The sequence below is a fragment of the Neorhizobium sp. 05N33 genome (genome assembly GCF_056397445.1).
On sequence record NZ_JBFTNK010000002.1, the window covers coordinates 615,950 to 630,551 of the forward strand.

At 61.9% G+C, this 14,602-nt stretch carries 19 protein-coding genes; 10 read left to right on the forward strand and 9 right to left on the reverse strand.

Translation table 11 applies throughout. From position 1 onward, the window contains the following. Positions 1–40: 40 nt before the first annotated feature. From AC1DLT_RS07395 to AC1DLT_RS07405, 3 genes are all read left to right on the forward strand, one after another. Positions 41–304, forward strand: a complete 264-nt coding sequence (locus tag AC1DLT_RS07395) for a spike base protein, RCAP_Rcc01079 family (RefSeq protein ID WP_477486325.1) — start codon at positions 41–43, stop codon at positions 302–304. Positions 305–322: 18 nt separating this feature from the next. After that, complete coding sequence (locus AC1DLT_RS07400) at positions 323–595, forward strand: hypothetical protein (protein ID WP_477486326.1); 273 nt, start codon at positions 323–325, stop codon at positions 593–595. Between the two features lie 139 nt (positions 596–734). Next, entirely contained in the window at positions 735–965 is a 231-nt protein-coding gene (locus AC1DLT_RS07405) for a hypothetical protein (protein ID WP_477486327.1), read from the forward strand. 18 nt (positions 966–983) lie between these two features. On the opposite strand, the gene AC1DLT_RS07410 is transcribed toward AC1DLT_RS07405, so the two are convergent. Further along, positions 984–2,825 (reverse strand): hypothetical protein, encoded by a 1,842-nt coding sequence (locus AC1DLT_RS07410; RefSeq protein WP_477486328.1) that lies wholly within the window; start codon positions 2,823–2,825, stop codon positions 984–986. Between the two features lie 136 nt (positions 2,826–2,961). Here AC1DLT_RS07410 and AC1DLT_RS07415 point away from each other — a divergent pair, with 136 nt between their 5' ends. From AC1DLT_RS07415 to AC1DLT_RS07430, 4 genes are read left to right on the forward strand one after another with little or no spacing between them, the layout of a single operon-like run. Next, the gene (locus tag AC1DLT_RS07415; protein ID WP_477486329.1) at positions 2,962–3,969 is read left to right on the forward strand and encodes a glycosyltransferase; all 1,008 of its coding nucleotides are present in this window, start codon (positions 2,962–2,964) and stop codon (positions 3,967–3,969) included. Beyond that, entirely contained in the window at positions 3,966–4,664 is a 699-nt protein-coding gene (locus AC1DLT_RS07420; protein ID WP_247031663.1) for a class I SAM-dependent methyltransferase, read from the forward strand. Before AC1DLT_RS07415 ends, AC1DLT_RS07420 begins: the two co-directional genes overlap by 4 nt. A gap of 9 nt (positions 4,665–4,673) precedes the next feature. Next, positions 4,674–5,036, forward strand: coding sequence for an EamA family transporter (locus AC1DLT_RS07425; RefSeq protein WP_477484185.1), 363 nt, complete (start codon positions 4,674–4,676; stop codon positions 5,034–5,036). Between the two features lie 7 nt (positions 5,037–5,043). After that, positions 5,044–5,409: a hypothetical protein gene (locus AC1DLT_RS07430; RefSeq protein WP_477486330.1), complete on the forward strand. Its 366-nt coding sequence runs from the start codon at positions 5,044–5,046 to the stop codon at positions 5,407–5,409. Here AC1DLT_RS07430 and AC1DLT_RS07435 read toward each other — a convergent pair. Next, on the reverse strand, positions 5,406–6,392 hold the full coding sequence (locus tag AC1DLT_RS07435) for a Gfo/Idh/MocA family protein (protein ID WP_477486331.1): 987 nt from the start codon (positions 6,390–6,392) through the stop codon (positions 5,406–5,408). The two genes, AC1DLT_RS07430 and AC1DLT_RS07435, sit on opposite strands and share 4 nt — an antisense overlap. 191 nt (positions 6,393–6,583) lie before the next feature. Here AC1DLT_RS07435 and AC1DLT_RS07440 point away from each other — a divergent pair, with 191 nt between their 5' ends. From AC1DLT_RS07440 to AC1DLT_RS07450, 3 genes are all read left to right on the forward strand, one after another. Continuing rightward, entirely contained in the window at positions 6,584–7,534 is a 951-nt protein-coding gene (locus tag AC1DLT_RS07440) for an aldo/keto reductase (RefSeq protein WP_477486332.1), read from the forward strand. Positions 7,535–7,594: 60 nt separating this feature from the next. Beyond that, the gene (locus AC1DLT_RS07445) at positions 7,595–8,590 is read left to right on the forward strand and encodes an aldo/keto reductase (RefSeq protein ID WP_477486333.1); all 996 of its coding nucleotides are present in this window, start codon (positions 7,595–7,597) and stop codon (positions 8,588–8,590) included. Positions 8,591–8,667: 77 nt separating this feature from the next. Further along, entirely contained in the window at positions 8,668–9,027 is a 360-nt protein-coding gene (locus AC1DLT_RS07450; protein WP_477486334.1) for a nuclear transport factor 2 family protein, read from the forward strand. A 15-nt stretch (positions 9,028–9,042) separates the two neighbouring features. Here AC1DLT_RS07450 and AC1DLT_RS07455 read toward each other — a convergent pair whose 3' ends face one another. The 7 genes from AC1DLT_RS07455 to rpmI all read right to left on the reverse strand — a co-directional run bounded on the left by AC1DLT_RS07455 (position 9,043) and on the right by rpmI (position 14,590). Further along, positions 9,043–9,660, reverse strand: a complete 618-nt coding sequence (locus AC1DLT_RS07455; protein WP_477486335.1) for a hypothetical protein — start codon at positions 9,658–9,660, stop codon at positions 9,043–9,045. 80 nt (positions 9,661–9,740) lie between these two features. Then, entirely contained in the window at positions 9,741–12,164 is a 2,424-nt protein-coding gene (gene pheT / locus AC1DLT_RS07460) for a phenylalanine--tRNA ligase subunit beta (RefSeq protein ID WP_477486336.1), read from the reverse strand. A gap of 46 nt (positions 12,165–12,210) precedes the next feature. Further along, positions 12,211–12,486, reverse strand: a complete 276-nt coding sequence (locus tag AC1DLT_RS07465; RefSeq protein WP_477486337.1) for a DUF2442 domain-containing protein — start codon at positions 12,484–12,486, stop codon at positions 12,211–12,213. Continuing rightward, complete coding sequence (locus AC1DLT_RS07470; protein WP_345929183.1) at positions 12,461–12,703, reverse strand: DUF4160 domain-containing protein; 243 nt, start codon at positions 12,701–12,703, stop codon at positions 12,461–12,463. Before AC1DLT_RS07470 ends, AC1DLT_RS07465 begins: the two co-directional genes overlap by 26 nt. Before the next feature lie 3 nt (positions 12,704–12,706). Next, a complete protein-coding gene (gene pheS / locus AC1DLT_RS07475; RefSeq protein WP_477486338.1) occupies positions 12,707–13,789 on the reverse strand; it encodes a phenylalanine--tRNA ligase subunit alpha in 1,083 nt (360 codons plus the stop codon). A 153-nt stretch (positions 13,790–13,942) separates the two neighbouring features. Then, positions 13,943–14,347 (reverse strand): 50S ribosomal protein L20, encoded by a 405-nt coding sequence (gene rplT / locus AC1DLT_RS07480; RefSeq protein WP_037079680.1) that lies wholly within the window; start codon positions 14,345–14,347, stop codon positions 13,943–13,945. Between the two features lie 39 nt (positions 14,348–14,386). Next, on the reverse strand, positions 14,387–14,590 hold the full coding sequence (rpmI, locus tag AC1DLT_RS07485) for a 50S ribosomal protein L35 (RefSeq protein WP_007751830.1): 204 nt from the start codon (positions 14,588–14,590) through the stop codon (positions 14,387–14,389). Positions 14,591–14,602: the final 12 nt, after the last annotated feature.

Genomic DNA, 14,602 nt, shown 5'->3' on the forward strand with positions numbered 1-14,602 from the left:
GCGACAATGACGGACAGCGATATTCAAGGAGATTTCGTCCATGCCCGACCGTTTCGCCAATACCCAAGCCTCGCTTTCCGGCCCCGCGTCTTCCGGCTTTGCGATCACGCCCAGCGACAGTGCAGATCTCCCGGAGACAACGCGCGCTCTTTATGTGGGAACCGGCGGCCAATTGTCCGTGCGAATGCTTTCGGGCGAGACGCTGACCCTCTCGAACGTACCGACCGGGGGCCTACTTCCGTTGCGGGTGACCCGCGTGTTTGCCACCGGCACGACGGCGGTGGCAATCGCCGGCCTCGTTTGAGAAATACGGCGGTCGGCAATGCGGCGTGAACCTTTGCTGCTCCGCTTCGAGGACAGGCTGCAGGCAATGTCCGTGCTCGGCGAGATCGGCGTCGCGTTCGATGCCGTCTCGGGTGACGGCATCATCCGCAAGCCGACCGGGGAGACGGCCGAGTTCGAGGGCGAGGTCGTCGCCCTCACCTGTCCGGTCTCCGGTTACCATGTCCGGCTTGCCTGGAAGGGAGAACTGCCGCGCGCGCTGGCACCATATCTTGTGGATCGCGGCGTTTCAGCCAAAGGCCAGCCCCATTGAACATGGCTTAGCCGCACCGAATCAGATCGTATCCAATCGTCGTGGGTTACATCGACGCCCGCCCCGCATCGGAACGAAAGCATTTGTTAGCACGTTGCTAATACGCTCGTCCCCTTGAGGCAGATGAGGAGATATCCGCGTGCTTTTCCTGACCGCTGCATCGATAGGCATCTGCGTCGGCATGATGCGGTCCGCGTTCTCGATCGCTTTCATCGCAGTCATGATCACCGCGACATTCGCGCTTGCGACCGCCGTGTCGCCCGGCCCGGCGTCCTATTTCAATCTGCTGATTGCGATCCTCGGCTACAATGCCGGATTGATTGCGTTCGTCACCGGCCTTTTCGCCCTGCAGACCCGCCGCGCGGCTTAAGGGCGTTTTATCCCGTTATCAATTCCCGTCCGGCAGCACCCTATAGAGGCGGAAACCGCTTTTGCTCGGTTGTCCGAACGGCTGCAGATAATCAGGCACCTGGCCGCGGGCGAGGCTGGCATAGAGCCCGTCCGGCTTGCGCCTGATCAAGGCGTCGGTCTGCGGATCTGTCTTGCAGAAAGCGAGCGCCGTCACGCCGGCACCTCTCAGAAAGGCCTTTGCTTCGCCTGGCTGGGCGAGACCTATGTAGAGTTCGGTCAGCATGCCTTTCTGGTTACGATGATAAGGTGCCGACAGGGCCCTGTGAGGGGTCCAGCGCAGGATATCCGCCCCGCTGTTGGAGGGCGCGACTATGACGCCCGTGGGCAAGGTGTTCAATGCGGCCATGTCCGCCGGATCACCGCACTCGCCTACTTCGCCGCCGAAAATGCCGGCCCCGGAGAGCGCCCGCATGTCGGCCGCTTGCTTCCAGCCATTAACCGCAAGGACGCCGCCCAAGGCCCAGACGACAGGCACGGACATCAGCACGGCGCTGATATAGGCAAAGGCCGTGCTGGGGTTCTCGGGATCGGCCGCGGAGGCGCGCCGCAGATCAGCGATCAACAGCGACAACGGAAGGATGGCCAGCATGTTGGAAAAGAAGGCGCCCCGCACCTGCAGCAGCGCGATCCCCCATGATGCCCCGATCAGCGCCAGCAGCACGAGATGGAGTTCCGTCTCCTCGCGCTTCAGGCTGCGGACAAGGCAGACGACAATCGCAAAGAGCCCGACGGCGTAGAACCCACCGACCATTTCCGGCTCTGCCTGGGCTTCGGCGAAGACCGAGCGTGCTTCCGTTACGCCGTTCAGCCATAGCTCGACCAATAGCGGATCGAGCGTGCCGAGCGGATCGCCGAGGCATTGCGGCGCGATGACGCGGGCCGTCAGCAGCAGCACCCCGCCGGTGACACCGGCCAAGGCGACGCGGAAAGGGCGACTGCGCTGTTTCGGCAGGCTTGCGAGGAGAAAGAGCGCAGCTCCTCCCAGTGCGGAAAGCGCATAGAAGCCGAGTGAAAAGTTATCGCAGGTGACGACCGCATAGGCGCGCGGCGGGATCGTTAGGAAAAAGGCAGCCGAGACGGACAGCGCCAGCGACAGGCCGAAGAAACGGGCCGGCCGGGAAAATGCCTGGCCATGCCAAACCCACTGAAGCGCGACGCACACACAGACGACGGCAACAAAAGGTGTCGTTTCGACTCCGATCGCCAGTGCCAGCGCGCAGGCGATGGCCGCGACGATATAGCTCGACGCCCGCTTCTGCGGATCGACCAGCATGGCGGCGATCCACATGACGAGCGTGAGCTGGACGTTATGATGGTCGATGGAACCGGGCTTGAAGCGGACGCAGCCGAGGACGAACAGTGCCCCAAGGCCGAGCGCGATGTGCATGGTCGCAACGCCGGCCAGTCTGCGGACAGCCAGGCCGAGCGGCAGGAGCAGAAGCGGCGCCAGAAGCAGAGGCCAGATCGTGACGACGACGGCCTCGGCCTTGCCCGGAGTGAGGAAGAGCGAAAACAGCCGGATCAGCAGCGCGATCGGCAGATCGATCAACCGCGACCAATGCATCAACGTGCCGCCCTCGAGACCGAGCCGGTACTGGGTCAGGTCGAACCAGTTCTGGCCGCCGAGAAAATCCCTGATCTCGACGAGCCGCATGACGTCGTCATTGTCGGCTCCGACGTAATCCTTGGCATCCGAGAGAAAAAACGCGAGAGCTATGAAGGCGGCGATGGCCGCATAAAGAACCACCGCCGGCAGAAGCCGCGACAGTAGCGGCACGGCGGGCCGGCCTGCCGCCCTCGATAGGGATCTGTCTGCCATGTTTTCCGTCATCTTGGTGCGGACTTTTCGCCTGTTCGAGGGTTGAGGAAACCTAGCCTTAACCTTCCCAAGAAATAGTAAAGCCTGCGGCACGGGAAATTCCCGCGTTCGGTTTTCCGTGTATCGAGTGAAAAACATGAGCGACGCCCTGACCGGCCATTTCGACATCGCGATCCTGCTGCCCTGCTATAACGAGGCGATGACCATCGCCGGCGTGGTGCGCGGTTTCCGCGAGGCGCTTCCCGGTGCCCGGATCTATGTCTACGACAACAATTCCACGGACGGCACCGCCCTCCAGGCGATGCTCGCGGGCGCGCTCGTCATGCGCGAGCGCCGGCAGGGCAAGGGCCATGTGGTGCGCCGCATGTTCGCCGACATCGAGGCGGATATCTACATCATGGCCGACGGGGACGGCACCTATACGCCGCAGGATGCGGAGGAACTGGTCCGCACGCTCTTGACCGAGCGCGCCGACATGGTGGTCGGCACCCGGCGCGGGGTGCATGCGGATGCGGGTCGGCAGGGCCATGCGGCCGGCAACCGGCTGTTCAACTTCCTCTACCGGACGATGTTCGCGTCCGACTTCACCGATATCTTCTCCGGTTACCGGGCCTTCTCGCGCCGGTTCGTGAAGAGTTTCCCGGCTGTCTCCGGCGGATTCGAGATCGAGACCGAAATGTCGGTGCATGCCTCGCTGCTGAAGCTGCCGGTCTGCGAGATCGAGCTCGATTACGGAAGGCGGCCCGAAGGCTCGCATTCCAAGCTCTCGACCTTCAAGGACGGCGCCAGGATCCTCTGGATGTTCGCGATGCTGATGAAGGAAACGCGGCCGTTCGCCTTTTTCGGCCTGATCAGCGGCGCCTTCATGGCGGCGAGCCTGATCTTCATGGCGCCGGTCCTGGTTGCTTATTTCCAGACCGGCCTCGTGGAGCGCATGCCCACCTGGGTGTTCTCGCTGGTGCTGATGCTGGTTTCCTTGCTGATCTTCACCGCCGGCCTGATACTCGATTCCGTGTCGCGCGCCCGCGCCGAACAGCTTCGTATCCACTACATGAGCCTGCCGGCCAGCGTGCATGTCGCCGATCCGGCACAGATCGCGGTCCGGGGGCCCAAGCCGGAACGGCGCAGGACCAAAGCGGCATGAACCGGGAAACCACCAACCGCATCCGCTTCGTCATCGAAGACCTGCTGCCGCCGATCCTCAGGGATTCGCCGCTTTTCCTCTGGCTCGCCAAGCGCGTCTGGGGCGACCATATCAGCCATCTCGCCAGCTTTCGGGAGCGGGCGCCGTTCCTGACGGAGGAGGAATACGCGGACCTCTACCGCAACCATCCGCGCGTCCATGAGGGCACGGACAATTCGGCGGCCTGCATCCGGCGGATTAATTCGATGATTACCGGCACAAGCGTCTGCGACGTCGGATGTGGCACCGGTGCGCTGCTCACCCATATTCGCGCCGCCCATCCCGAACTCACGCGTCTCGTCGGCGTCGATTTCGTCGTCGAGGATGCGGCCGCGATCGAAGGTGTCGAATATGTCGCCGCCAAGATCGAGGACCTGCCGTTTGCCGACGGCGAGTTCGATACCGTAGTCTGCACCCATGTGATCGAGCATGTGCTGGAATACAGGGAGGCGGTTGCGGAACTCAGGCGGATCGCCAGAAAGCGGCTGATCATCGTCGTGCCGCGCGAACGGGAATCCCGCTACACGTTCAACCCGCATTTCAACTTCTTCGCCTACACCCATTCTTTCCTGCGCGCCGCCCATCCGGTGCCGGAGGTCTATGTCTGCGAGGATATCGGCCGCGATATCTTCTACAGCGAAGACCGGCCGGGCTGAGGATATTCGATGTTCGCCTCGCTTTCCCCCATCACCTGGCTCGGGCTTCTCGGAACGCCGCTGCTGATCGCCATGGGCCAGGTCCTGTTCAAGATGACCAGCTCCACCGCCGGTGACTTTTCGGTGCGCGGGCTCCTCGCGCTCGCCGCCAATCCGGTGCTGCTCGCCGCACTGGCGCTTTACGGTTTCGGCACGGTCGTCTGGATCTATGTGCTGAAATCCGTGCCGCTGACGCTCGCCTATTCCTTCATGGGGCTGACATTCTGTTTCGTGCCGCTGCTGGCGCAGCTTTTCTTCGGCGAACCGCTAACGTTCCGATATGCACTTGGGACCGTGCTGATCTTCGCCGGTCTGCTGGCGATCAACGGCTGACCGCACGATGACCAGCCGCGCCCGGTTTGCCATTCTCCTCGCGCTGCTGATCACCGTCGATGCGCTGCTACTGCAGGTCCTCGCCACAGAGACCGAGGCCGGCACGCTTGTAGACCGCCTAATGTCGCTGAGCGGCGGCTTGGTTGCTGCACTGGCCCTGCACAGAATATTGCCCGCGGCTTCGGATCACGTGCGCCAGCCAGGTTTCTGGCCGCTCGTCACGATCGGCCTTGTGCTGAACTACGGAATTTTCGCAGCGCTGGCGTCACGCGCGCCGCAGGTGCAGCCGCTCGTGCATTTCGGCTTCGCCTGGGCCTGCGCGCTCGTCTTCGGCGGTTTCGGGCTCTACCGCATCCGTCGTTGGCGGGACTAGACCGTTTCCCACCCGTCGTGGCCGCCAGCACGGTAGATGGCGTCGATAAACCTCTGGTTCTTCAGCGAATTCTCCAGCGTCACGACTTCGACCGCCTCACCCTTGACTGCCTTCGCGAAGGCTTCCGCCTGGCGCTTGTATTGGCGGCTGTCCGGAAAACGGAATATCTGCGACACCGCATGGTTCTGATTGGTGAGCTCGATTTCCTCAGCGCCCCAGCGGCCGGCATTGAACGGCGACTTGACCTCGATGTAGCCCTCGGTGCCGTGGAAGACCATCAGCTGGCGGGCGGCCATCTGGGTCGCGATATAGAACGTCATTTCGAACGAACCGAAATCTGCCTTGACGCTGGAATAGATATCCGTGCCGAAACCGGGATCGCGTTCCACCCGCGCCTGTATCCTTTGCGGTTCCTGGCCGGTCACGAAACGTGTGGTGATCGTCGGGTAGACGCCGATATCCGGCAGGGCGCCACCGCCGAGTTCCGGGATATTGCGCATGTTGGACGGGTCGCGGTTGAAATAGCTGAACGAGCCCTGCACGTGCTTCAACTCGCCGATCGCCTTTTGGCTCAGCAGTTCGCGCACCTTCAGCCAGACCGGTGCGTAAGTGACCATGAACGCTTCGCAGATCAGCTTGCCGGTGCGGTCGCGCACCTTGATCAGGTCCTCGATCTCGCTTGCCTTGATCGCGATCGGCTTTTCGGACAGCACGTGCTTGCCGGCTTCAGCGGCCTTGATCGACCATTCGACATGCTGGCTGGAAGGCAGCGGAATATAGACGGCGTCGATGACGTCGGAGGCCAGCATCTCTTCGTAGGAACCGAAGGCATGCGGGGCACCGAAACGGTCGGCAAGTGCCCGCGCCTTGGCGAGATCACGGCTGGCAAAGGCGGTGACGACGCAGTTCTCCGCGTCCTGGATCGCCGGCACCACCTGTTCATGGCCGATCCTGGCAGTCGACAGGATTCCGAAACGCAGCATGTGAACCTCCCTATGGCATTGCTGCCGCACCTTATTGGCCTGCCGGCACCCACGCAACGGCAGGCCGGATGCGACGCTTGAAAAAGTGATCGTCCGCCCAAAATAGAGACTGGTCGGCGGCGGAACATCGGCTAATCTCAGGCTCCTTTCCCAAGCTCATCCCACTCACTTAAAAATTTTGGAGGAATACCATGGAGCTGCGCGCACTCGGCCGGACCGGCCTTTCCATTTCCCCCGTCGTTCTCGGCGGCAACGTGTTCGGCTGGACCGCCGACGAGAGGACGTCGTTCGACATCCTCGACCGGTTCTTCGATGCCGGCTTCAACACGATCGACACCGCTGACAGCTACAATCGCTGGGTGCCCGGCCATGTCGGCGGCGAGTCCGAGGCGATCATCGGCAAATGGCTGAAGAGCGGCGGCACCTCCCGCGACAAGGCGATCATCGTCACCAAGGTCGGATCCGACATGGGCCAGGGCAAGAAGGACCTGTCGGCCAAGTGGATCCTCGAAGAGGTGGAGAACTCGCTGCGTCGCCTGCAGACCGACCATATAGACCTCTATCTCGCCCACTGGCCGGACGAGACCGTGCCTTACGAGGAGACGCTCGGCGCCTTCGCCAAGCTGAAGGAACAGGGCAAGATCCGGGCGATCGGCTGCTCCAACCTCGACGCGAAAATGCTGCAGGATAGTTTCGACGCTGCCAAGCAAGCCGGCCTGCCGCGCTACGACGTGCTGCAGCCGCAATACAATCTCTATGACCGCGACACGTTCGAGGGTCCGCTTGCCGACCTGTGCGTCAAGGAAGAAATCGGCGTCATCAACTATTACGGCCTCGCTTCCGGCTTCCTCACCGGCAAATACCGCGATAAGGCCGACACCGAAGGCAAGGCGCGCGGCGGCAAAGCGCTCGGTTATCTCAACGACAAGGGCCTGCGCATCCTCGCAGCCCTCGACGAGGTCTCGGTCGAAACCAATGCCGAGGTCGCCTCGATCGCGCTCGCGTGGCTGATCCAGACCCGCGGCGTCACCGCGCCGATCGCCAGCGCCACCAGCATCGGTCAGCTCGACGCGATCATCGCCGCCGGCAACCTGACGCTTTCGGCCGACCAGATGAAGCTGCTCAACAAGGCCGGCGCCTGATCAATTCGGCGGGCGCCGCGAGACGCCCGTCAGTTTTTGCGATTACAGAAGGAGGCTCCCATGGAAATGAGGAAGCTCGGAAAAGAACTGACCGTGTCCGCCGTCGGTCTCGGCTGCATGGGCATGAGCCATGGTTACGGCGGCCAGGACGAACAGGAAGCGATCAGGACCCTGCACCACGCCGTCGATCTCGGCGTTAATTTCTTCGATACGGCAGAAGTCTACGGTCCTTTCAAGAACGAGGAACTGCTCGGCAAGGGACTGAAGCCCTTCCGCGACAAGGTCGTCATCGCCACCAAATTCGGCTTCAGGATCGACCCGAATGCCTCCGACGCCCGGGCCATGTCCGGCCTCGACAGCCGGCCGGAACACGTGCGCGACGTGGCGGAAGCCTCGCTGAAGCGTCTCGGCGTCGAGGTGATCGACCTTTTCTACCAGCATCGTGTCGATCCGAACGTGCCGATCGAGGATACGGTCGGGGCGATGGCCGAACTGGTGAAGGAAGGCAAGGTGCGTGCGCTCGGGCTTTCCGAGGCGGGTGCCGCCGCCATTCGCCGCGCCCATGCGGTCCATCCGATTACAGCGCTCCAGAGCGAATATTCGCTCTGGACCCGCGAGCCGGAAGGCGAGATCCTCGACACCTGCCGCGAACTCGATATCGGTTTCGTGCCGTTCAGCCCGCTCGGGCGCGGTTTCCTCACCGGCAAGATCCAGAAGCCGGAGGATTTCGGTCCGGACGACTTCCGCAACACGCTGCCGCGATTCAGCGCCGAGAACATGGCCGCCAACGCCGCTCTGGTGAAGATGCTGGAGGCCATGGCAGTCCAGAAGGGCGTGACAGCGGCGCAGCTGGCGCTGGCCTGGGTTCTCGCCCAGGGCGATTTCATCGTGCCCATCCCGGGCGCCAGAAAAATCCCGCATCTGGAACAGAACGTCGCGGCGACGGAAATTTCGCTCTCGGCGGACGAGCTTAAGATGCTTGGCGACCTGCTTGCTCCTGAGAAATTTTCCGGGACCCGCTATGCGGCGCAGGCGATGGCGTGGACCAACCGCTAAATTTGCCCTTGCTAACGCAAACTCGGGCTTCCATCTTTCCGTATTAGTATGCTGGCGCTAACGATGGGAGAAGATCGATGTCCGAGGAGCGGGCCGTTCAGGCGGTGATCCATCTCTATGTGGACGGAATGACGTTTGCGCATGAGGCGGCACTTCGAAAGGCGTTCCACCCCAAGGCGTGTATCATCGGCAATTACGATGGCGCGGTCGAATGGCTGTCGCTTGAGGACTTCATCGGGGCGATCACCTCGGAAGGTCCCGCGCCCGCCGGCACCCAGCCGCTGATCCAGATCGAGGCGCTCGACGTCACCGGCGACGCCGCGACGGTGAAGGTCGTCGACCAGTTCGCCGGCATGCGGTTCTCGGATTATCTCTCGCTTCTGAAGATCGACGGCCGCTGGGTGATCGTCAACAAGCTCTATCACCTGCATTCCTGAACGGTCCGCCATCGCTTACCGTTTAAGCGCCGGAAACCCAATGTAGTGCTCGGAATGATCGCCTTCGTTGTTGGGCATCCCGATCTTAGTGAGCACGCCGCGCGGTTCGGCGAAGCTGCGGATCCGCCGGGCGGGCTTTTCGTGCCACTGGATGTTCATCGCCCAGAGTTTCGGAAAGACCATGATCGACGAGTAAGGCAGGTGGTCGTGGATCCACCAAGCCATCTTCTGCCAGTCGCCGTCGTCGTGATAGTTGTCGATCAGCCAGGGGAAAACGACGCAGGCGGTGGCGCCCATGAAGCCCTTGGCATCGCGCCGATCCCAGATATGGTCGGCCGCCGTGTTGGCATTGGAGGAGCAATTGAGATTGTTCTTGTTGCCGAATTCGTTGACCTTAGCGCAGCGATAACCGGAGCGCAGGTGCAGCCGCCCAAACGTTGCCTGTAAGGGTTCCAGCAGTTCCTCGCAAAGATGCCGGCCAGCCTCGATCGCCAGATCCGGATCTTCCGGAATGTTCGGGATCGCGTAGAAATTGGCGATCTCCGAAAACAGGAAATCGCGGAAGAAGAAGTTCTTCGACAGCCTCACCCGGCCGAGTTCCTCAAGTCCTTTCATCGATCCCGGTGCGCGCATCCGTTCCTCCAAAATAAAAAGCCTGCCCCACATCATCCATGAGGCAAGCTATCTTTCAGAGGTGATTCAGGCCACCCGTTTCAGGCGCGCAGAGTTCCACCGGTGGTCTTTTCGACATTGGCGACGATTTTGGCCGTCAGCGTATCGAAATCCTCGTCGGTCAGCGTGCGCTCGGCCGGCTGGATCAGCACTTCGATCGCAATCGACTTCCGGCCCTCACCGAGCGATGCGCCCTCGAACACGTCGAAGACGTTGACGCCGGCGATCAGCTTGCGGTCGGCGGTCGACGCCGCCTTGACGATCGCGCCGGCCTCGACATCGCTCGAAACCACGAAGGCGAAGTCGCGCTTGACGGCCTGGAACGGCGAAAGCTCCAGCGGCGGCTTGGTGCGCGTCGCCTTCTTCTTCGGCTCAGGCATGGCGTCAAGGAAGACCTCGAAACCGCAGAGAGCGCCGGAAACGTCAAGGGCGCCGAGCGTCTTCGGGTGGAACTCGCCGAAATAACCGAGCACGACTTTCGGACCCATCTTGATGGTGCCGGAGCGGCCGGGATGATACCATTCCGGTGCGCCCTTCTCGATCTGCACATTACCCATCGGCAGGCCGCAGGCTTCGAGCACCGCCAGCGCATCGGCCTTGGCATCGAAGACATCGACCGACTTGCCGCCGCCCTTGGCATTGTTCGACCAGAGACGGCCGGTGCCGTTGATCGAGGCCGTGCCGCGACGAATGCCGCCGGCAACGCGGCGCTGGCCTTCCGGCCCGTCGCTTTCGTAAGTGCCGGACACTTCGAAGATCGCCACGTCGCCAAAGCCCTTGTCGGCATTGCGCTGCGCGGCAGACAGCAGGCCCGGCAGCAGCGACGGCCGCATGTCGGACATATCGGCTGCAATCGGGTTCGCCAGCTTCAGCGCCCGGGCGCCTCCGCCGAAGAGCTTTGCCTGATCTTCCGGAATGAAGGACCAGGTGACGGCTTCCAGCATGCCACGCGAGGCAAGCGCCCGCTTGGCCGTGCGGGTGCGGATCTGCAGGGTTGTCAGGATCTTGGCATTGACGCTCGAGAGTTTTTCGATCGGCTCGGGCTTGATTTGGTCGACGCCATGGATGCGCATGACCTCTTCGACGAGGTCCGCCTTGCCGTCGACGTCAGGACGCCAGGAAGGTACGGTGACGGAAACGCGTTCGCCGGAGCCTTCGACTGCAAAACCGAGGCGCGTCAGGATATGGCGGCTTTCCTCGGTCGAGACTTCAAGGCCGGTCAGGCGTTTCACTTCCGCATAGGGGAAATCGACGATCTTCGGTTGATATCCTTTGTAGCCGACGACTTTCGCTTCCGCGGCGACGCCGCCGCAGAGTTCCAGCACCAGCTGGGTGGTGCGGTCGAGGCCGGGGACCATGTATTCCGGATCGACGCCGCGCTCGAACCGGTAGCGGGCATCGGTGATGATGCCGAGCGAACGGCCGGACTTGGCAATGTTGATCGGGTCCCAGAGCGCGGATTCGATCAGCACGTCGACGGTATTCCCGTCGCAGCCGGAATGTTCGCCACCCATGATGCCGCCGATCGACTCCACGCCGTTATCATCGGCGATGACAACGTTGCTGGGGTTGAGCTTGTATTCGCGCGTATCGAGCGCCAGCACCGTCTCGCCATCCAACGCGCGCCGAACGGTCAGGTCGCCCTTCACCTTGGCGGCATCGAAGACGTGCATCGGCCGGCCATGGTCGAAGGTCATGAAGTTGGTGATATCGACCAGCGCATTGATAGGGCGAAGGCCGATCGCCTTCAGCCGCTGCTGCATCCAGAGCGGGCTCGGGCCGTTCTTGACGCCGCGCACGAGGCGAAGGCCGAAACCGGGGCAGAGCCGCTCGTCGTCGAGAATGATCTTGAGACCGACGGACGTCTGCCCCTCGGTCTTGAAGTCGGGCTTTGCGTGCGGCTTCAGCGTGCCGAGGCCGGCGGCGGCCAGATCGCGGGCGATCCCGTGGATCGACGTGCAATCCGGACGGTTCGGCGTCAGGTTGATCTCGATGACCGGGTCGTCGAGGCCGGCATAAGAAGCGAACGGCGTACCGACCGGCGCGTCCAGCGGCAGATCAATGATGCCGTCGTGATTGTCCGACATGTCGAGCTCTTTTTCCGAGCACATCATGCCGTGGCTTTCGACGCCGCGGATATTGCCGACTGCCAGCGTCACATCAATCCCCGGAACGTAAGTTCCAGGTTTCGCGAATGCGCCGATCAAGCCGGCGCGTGCGTTGGGGGCGCCGCAGACGACCTGCACCGGCTTGCCGTCGCCGGCATCCACCATCAGCACCTTGAGCCGGTCGGCGGATGGATGTTTTTCGGCCGAGAGAACCTTGGCGATGACGAACGGCTTATAGGCCGCCTTGTCGTCGACATCCTCGACTTCGAGGCCGATCGCGGTCAGACGGTCACAGATCTGGTCCAGCGTGGCATCTGTTTCCAGATGATCCTTCAGCCAGGAAAGCGTGAATTTCATATCTTTGTTCTCGTTTTAAAATCACTGGACACGTTGATGGGTCAGACTATGCGGCTTTTTCGGGAGCCTTGGCCTTAGGATATTTCCAGCCGCTCAGCATTCCTCGGATGGACAGATCCTCATCGACGTCCGGCCAATGAACCCCGGCAAGCATGAGCTCAATATTGTTCCGCTCTGCCGGCGACGCCGTATAGAGGCGCGGATACCACCAAAGTGGGGTAATCACTTCGCGTCCGTCCGCGAGCCGGACATGTACATTGTGCAGATCGCACCATGCCTCGACGGGTCGTTCATTTTCAGGATACAGACTTGGAGAATTCATCCCATGCCTCCACAAACTGGCCGTGGTGATCTGTAACAACTTCCATAATACGCTTGAGATCTCCGGCGTTAAAGCCCTTCGCCTCGACCAGTTCGATAGGCTCCAACCAGATCTTCGCAGTGCCACCGTGTCCTGCAACATGGATATGCCGCGGCTCTCCCATATCGAAACCGTAGAAATGGAACCGGAAGCCATATTTGCGAAGAACTGTCGGCATCTCTTACGCGCTCAACCCGCCGAACAGCGTCGGCATGTCGAGCGGGCGGAAACCGTAGTGGTTCATCCAGCGGACGTCGGCGTTGAAGAAGTCGCGCAGGTCCGGCATGCCGTATTTCAGCATGGCGATACGGTCGAGGCCCATGCCCCAGGCAAAACCCTGGAACTCGTCCGGATCGAGCCCGCCGGCGCGCAGCACGTTCGGGTGCACCATGCCGCAGCCGAGGATTTCCATCCAGTCGGTGCCCTCGCCGAACTTGACGATCGGGCCGGAGCGGTCGCACTGGATGTCCACTTCGAAGCTCGGCTCGGTGAACGGGAAGAAGGACGGGCGGAAGCGCATGGTGACGCTGTCGACCTCGAAGAAGGCCTTGCAGAACTCTTCGAGGATCCAGCGCATGTTGCCGACATGCGACTTGCGATCGACCACTAGTCCTTCGACCTGATGGAACATCGGCGAATGGGTGGCGTCACTGTCCTGGCGATAGGTCTTGCCGGGGATGATGATGCGGATCGGCGGGCTCGAGGCTTCCATGGTGCGGATCTGCACCGGCGAGGTATGGGTGCGCAGGACCTTGCGCTCGCCGTTCTCGTCGGGCTGGAAGAAGAATGTGTCATGCATCTCGCGGGCCGGATGGCCTTCCGGGAAATTCAGCGCCGTGAAGTTGTAGTAGTCGGTCTCGACATCCGGGCCCTCGGCGATCGAGAAACCCATGTCGCCGAAGATGGCGGTGATCTCGTCGACGATCTGGCTGATCGGATGAATGCGGCCGCGCTCGGCGGGCGAAGAGCGCACCGGCAGCGAGATGTCGATCGTCTCGGCCTTGAGACGCGCCTCGATCGCCGCGTCCCTCAGCACCGTCTTGCGCTCGGTAATGGCGTCGGTGATCTCGTTCTTCAGCGCGTTGATCGCCGCACCGCGGGTCTGGCGCTCTTCCGCCGACATCGAGCCCAGCGTCTTCAGGAGCTCGGAGACCGAGCCCTTCTTGCCGAGAGCGCCGACGCGCACGGCCTCGATCGCCGCCTCGTCACTGGTGCCGGCGATTTCCGCCAGAAGCGAAGTTTTCAGGTTTTCCAGATCGGACATGGTTTCTTCCGTTTGATGCTCGGCGAGATCTATTGCGAGGTCGTGACGGCTGTTTGGGGATGACGTGCGGACTGCAAAAGAACAACCCGCGCCAGCCGTAACCAGCGCGGGTTTCCCAAAATCAGTAAAGCTAATTAGCTTGGGAAGCGCTGGTTAACGAACCGCGCTTTCAAACTCGTTGGTGGTGCCGGCTTCCTTGAGGTAATCAAGCGCCTTCTTGGCAGCAGCAACCAGAGCGCCGAATGCTTCCGGCTCGTGGATTGCCATGTCGGAGAGGACCTTGCGGTCGACTTCGATGCCAGCCTTGTTGAGGCCGTCGATGAAGCGGCCGTAAGTCAGGCCGGATTCGCGGACGGCAGCATTGATACGCTGAATCCACAGAGCGCGGAAATTGCGCTTCTTGACGCGACGGTCGCGCGTGGCGAACTGACGCGAACGATCGACGGCAGCCTTGGCGGCCCGGATCGTATTCTTGCGGCGGCCGTAGAAGCCCTTGGCTGCCTTCAAAGTCTTGGTGTGCTTGGCGCGGGAAGTGACGCCCCGTTTTACGCGTGCCATGTCATGATCTCCTTAACTGATCCAAAAGTGACGAGGGTCTCAGAGACCGTTCGGCAGGTAGTTCTTGATAACCTTCTTGCCATCGGGTTCGGCAAGGATCATCGTTCCGCGTGCATCGCGGATGAACTTGTTGGACCGCTTGATCATGCCGTGGCGCTTGCCAGCGGCTGCTGCAACGACTTTGCCGGTCGCGGTGATCTTGAACCGCTTCTTGGCAGCCGATTTCGTCTTCATCTTGGGCATTTTGCTACTCCA